The sequence below is a fragment of the Oleiagrimonas sp. MCCC 1A03011 genome (assembly GCF_003267965.1).
GTDB lineage: Bacteria > Pseudomonadota > Gammaproteobacteria > Xanthomonadales > Rhodanobacteraceae > Oleiagrimonas > Oleiagrimonas citrea.
In genome coordinates this window covers 1-4,453 of record NZ_MSPY01000017.1, presented here as the reverse complement: position 1 = coordinate 4,453, position 4,453 = coordinate 1, and the positions used below count along the sequence as shown (strand labels likewise).

General features: G+C 59.8%; 5 protein-coding genes. All 5 read right to left on the bottom strand.

All coding sequences use genetic code 11. The annotated features are described in order from the left end of the window. A partial coding sequence (locus BTJ49_RS15055; RefSeq protein ID WP_343125541.1) for a DUF2231 domain-containing protein occupies positions 1–212 on the bottom strand: 212 nt, incomplete at its 3' end. After that, complete coding sequence (locus BTJ49_RS15050) at positions 209–553, bottom strand: hypothetical protein (protein ID WP_113066247.1); 345 nt, start codon at positions 551–553, stop codon at positions 209–211. The genes BTJ49_RS15050 and BTJ49_RS15055, both read right to left, overlap by 4 nt. Positions 554–613: 60 nt before the next feature. Next, the gene (locus BTJ49_RS15045; protein WP_113066246.1) at positions 614–1,306 is read right to left on the bottom strand and encodes an RNA polymerase sigma factor; all 693 of its coding nucleotides are present in this window, start codon (positions 1,304–1,306) and stop codon (positions 614–616) included. A gap of 52 nt (positions 1,307–1,358) precedes the next feature. Beyond that, positions 1,359–1,976 carry a GTP cyclohydrolase I FolE gene (gene folE, locus BTJ49_RS15040; RefSeq protein ID WP_113066245.1) on the bottom strand — a complete coding sequence of 206 codons (618 nt, stop codon included), beginning with the start codon at positions 1,974–1,976 and terminating at the stop codon, positions 1,359–1,361. Between the two features lie 274 nt (positions 1,977–2,250). Then, complete coding sequence (locus tag BTJ49_RS15035) at positions 2,251–4,245, bottom strand: cytochrome c/FTR1 family iron permease (RefSeq protein WP_240601859.1); 1,995 nt, start codon at positions 4,243–4,245, stop codon at positions 2,251–2,253. Between the last annotated feature and the right edge of the window lie 208 nt (positions 4,246–4,453).

Genomic DNA, 4,453 nt, shown 5'->3' with positions numbered 1-4,453 from the left:
CGGTATAGCGGACTGTCCATGTCGATCTTGATCAACTCGATGAAGCCGGTTGCCACGGCGACGATGCCCGTGACAACTCCTATGGCAAGAAGGTATTCGGCGAACCTCCAGGCGGGCGCTCCCAACCAGATCCCAGCCAGGTCGGCAACTGTAGCCAGCGACCAGGTGGCGATCGGAAAGTGAACGATAGCCGGGTGCAAAGGGTGTTTCATGCCACCCATACCGCACTGAGCAACGTCAGGAATCCGGCAACGGCAATACCGGCATGAATCAGGACCACGTTCTTCGGCGCAGTCTCTTTCCGCAGATGGAGTGAAGCCAGGAAAAAGCCGATCAAGGCCGCGATCACGAACAGACCGAGCGCGATGGTGGCATGCGGTGAATGCACGCCACGCCATGCAAGCACCAGAAGGAGAACCAGCCCCGTCGCTCCCAGCAATGCATGGACGATGGACAATGCCCAGGGAGCCAATCGACCCCGAAGCACGCTCGCGGCGAGAACGAGACCACCCACAGCAGCTACAGCGAAGACCAGAAGCGCTACGTTCAACATGGCAAAACCCCTCGGGTAAAGAAGGTAGGACAGGACAACCCGGCATGTGCGCCGGGTCGGTTATGGGTTCAGGCGCTTCATGACGGTGTCGGTCATGTGGTCGCAGCGTGCGCCAAGAAATGGAAATGCATCGGCCATCGTCGCGGCCAGCGTGTCCTTGAGCTGCGCGCGCAAGAGTCGTCGCGCACGGTGCAAGCGGGTTTTCACGGTCTCACTGCGCAGATCAAGGCACACAGCGGTCTCCTCGACTGTGCAACCCTCGATCTCGCGCATGAGGAATACGATCCGGAACGCTTCCGGCAACTGGTCGATCGCACGTTCCAGAAGTTGGCGTGCCTGTGCTCGACCTGCCGCCACGGCCGGGTCTTCCACGCCATACCTTGGCGAGAATGAGACGACGTTTTCAGATTTCATCTGCGCTGCCTCGATGTGCTCCATGTCCACGTTCATCCGCCGCCTGCGCAATCGCCCATACGCTTCGTTGAGAACGATCCGCGTCAGCCACGTCAGAAGTGCCGCGTCCCCACGAAACGAGGCCAGCTTCTCGAACGCCCGTACATACGACTCCTGCACGATGTCCTCGGCTTCGCTGTCGTCCTTGACGATCCCTCGCGCCACACGGAACAACCGCTGATTGCAGCGCCGGGTGATGTCGCGAAAGGCTTCGAGATCGCCCTGCAGCACCAGTTCGACCAGAACCCGGTCATCCAGGGCCGCATAGTCGCGGGCATTGGAACTTTTTGATGGGGTCATGAATCTTCCCTCCTTTCACATCGGATGCAGTAGCCATCCGCGAGGTTCCCGATCAGGGTGAAAGCATCGTCATGATGTCGCGCCGGTGGGGCTCTTGCTCGAAATGACCCATTACATGCCGGGTCACCATGGACACCCCATGCATCTGGATCCCACGGGATGAAATGCACTCATGCGCCGCCTTGATCACGACGGCGACACCACGAGGCTCCAGAGCACGCTGGATCACATCGGCGATTTCCACAGTCAGGCGCTCCTGGATCTGGAAGCGCCGGGCATAGGCATCCACTACGCGGGCCAGCTTGGAAATCCCAACCACCCGTGAGTTCGGCAGGTATGCGACGTGGGCCATGCCGCGAATCGGCGCCATGTGGTGTTCACAGATCGATTGCACCGGGATGTCACGCAGCACCACAACTTCCTTGTAGCCTGCATGTTCGAATGTGCGGCGCAGCAAGCTTTCCGGATCCACCGCATAACCGCGGAACCATTCCTCGTAGGCCTTCACGACGCGCGCAGGCGTGTCCGCCATACCCTCACGCGACGGTCGATCGCCCGCCCAGCGGATCAGCGTTCGCACCGCGCCCTCTGCCTCACTGCGCGTGGGTCGTGCTTTTGCTTTGCGGGTTCCCGGCTTGCTATCCAAAGCGGGTGTGTCGGCCCAAGGCATGTCGCATCCTGTTCGTGACTTACCTGATAGATGCACCACCGCTCTTGAGGTTCCCAGCCCACAGGCAGCGGAACAGGACAGCCGGGACCTTCACCCAAAGCCTCATGCCCATGAAGCTGCATCACGAACCTGAAGATCCAATAGACATGGGGCCCGGCTAGCTGCCGGGCCCCATGCCTATTTGCTGAGAGAATGCCGTTAGATCAAACCATTTCAAACTTGTCGCACCAGTGAGAACCCCGTTCCTGCCTGAGCCTCATGTCCAACATACCGCTCAAGCCTGTGCAGCTTTCCCGTTGCGCGCGTTGATCCAGAACCCGATCACCGCCACCAGGATGACGATCAGCTGCGCCGCCACCGTCTGCCAGGTGGGGTATAGGCCAATCCAATCGATGCGCGGCAGGGTGATGAAGCCCTGTGCTACCCAACCGGCCTCCTGCAAGGCAGCCACGCCCTTGCCTGCCAGAACCGCTGCCACAACGGCAATCAACAGCGAACTGATGGCGAAGAACTTGCCGATCGGGAGCATGCGGCTGAAACGCAGCATCAGCACGGCAATCAACGCCAGGCCCAAGGCCCCCACGACCAACCCGGCCGTGATCGCACCATGCTGACCATCGCCCCACATGGCGGCATAGAACAGGATGGTCTCAAACACCTCCCGATATACCGCCACGAAGGCAAGCGTGAACAAAAGGACTGCCGAACGTCGATTCAGCGCACCGGCAACCTTGGCCTGCAGATACTTCTGCCAATGCCCTGCCATGCTTTTCTGGTGCATCCAGATACCCACACCCAGCAACACCGCAGCAGCAAACAAAGACGACAAGCCTTCCGTCAGCTCGCGATTTGCACCACTGATGGCGATGAGCCATGTCGCCATCACCCATGTCAGACCACCGACGATCAATGCACTTACCCAGCCAGCATGGACATACCTCAGCGCATCCTTGCGTTCAGCCTTGCGCAGGAAGGCAATGATTCCGACGACGATCAACATCGCCTCCAGACCTTCACGCAACAGGATCGTGAGACTGCCCACAAAAGCGGTAACCGCATCACCCCCCTGTTCATCGAGCACAGCGCTCGCGTCGTCCAGCTGCCTGTCGATTTCATGCGCCTGACGCTGTACCTCATCCAGTGAGGCCTGTTTCGAGATCGCCGCTCTGAATGCACCCATGGCTGTTTCCAGCTGCCGCAACAGGCCGGCATCACGCGTGCGAAGCGCGGGCTCAATGGGCTCTACCCCGTCCAGGTAAGCTGACAAGGCCAGTGATTTCGCATGCGTGACCTGGCCCTTCTCGTAGGCCTTCACGCTCGCATCGAGTCGGTCGCGAGCCAGTTGCAGGGGCTTTACTTTCTGGGCGGACGCAACCTCATCAGGGTGCGCACGCAAGTACGCGATCAATGCGGCGGCATCACGTAACCCGATGCGGCCTTCAAGATCCGCTTCGGTCAGGCGCGACAATGCCCTCAGGTCCGGGATGTCCTTGACCAGGGCGGGTGAGTGCTCGATCAGTTCCTTTCCCTGATTTCGCTCTTCCGGACCATAAGCCAGGTTGCTGACGTAGTACGCCAGTGCCCAGCGATCCGCAGCCGACAAGGTGTCGAAGCTGGGCATGGCCGTACCTGGAATGCCCTGCGTAACGACCTGGTACAACGCCAATGGACTTCTCTGCCGCGCACGGTCATGGTCGGTGAATGCAATCGGTGGCGGATCAAGCGCTGCAGCTGCGGGACCATCTCCAGCCCCATGTACGCCATGACACGATGCACACCGGCCTTGGTACAACACCTTTCCGCGGGCCACATCGGGGGCACGCGTGGGAGCGAGCGGTATCGGGTACAAGACAATGGTTGAGGCCGCCAACGCATGAGCCGCCTCTGCCACTTTCCCGACGTCTGCACGCTGATCGACAAGCACCTGCAGTTGCCTTGCTTCACGCAGCAGACGATCGCGCCCATCACGCGCCGGAAGCATGTCGATACGCTTCACGATCGTGTCGGTGAACTCGCGCATCTCCGCGTATTCGGATGCGCTCAGCACGTTCCCATCACGTACCGCTCCTGCGTAATCGACCGCCACGTAGTCGAGCAGACGCCAGACAACGGCCGCATCAGATACTGGTTTAGCAGGCACAGCAGCTGGGGCCGGCACCATGGTCAACATGGCAATGAAGGCAGAAACCAACCAGGTTGCATGGACCATCCCAAGGCGTTTTCGAAACACGGTTCGTGTCATGGCAAACACCAGCAGACCAATGATCAAGGCAGGGAGCTGCGCGTCTTGCCTGGTCGTTGATTGTCGTCAGGGGACAACATGCAGCTCAACTTGTAATGAGAATTATTCTCAATACAAGAGTACTCCCCCTACCCATCTTCCTCAAGGGCAGCACAACAACGCCTGGCCTGCGGTTTGCAGTAGGAGGATGCCCACCGATGAGCAAACCTCGTCAAGCCAACCTCGACCCCAGCGA

Coding starts and splice junctions, on each gene's coding strand:
- BTJ49_RS15045 (WP_113066246.1), bottom strand. CDS start 1,306: ATGACCCCATCAAAAAGTTCCAATGCCCGCGACTATGCGGCCCTGGAT.
- BTJ49_RS15050 (WP_113066247.1), bottom strand. CDS start 553: ATGTTGAACGTAGCGCTTCTGGTCTTCGCTGTAGCTGCTGTGGGTGGT.
- folE (WP_113066245.1), bottom strand. CDS start 1,976: ATGCCTTGGGCCGACACACCCGCTTTGGATAGCAAGCCGGGAACCCGC.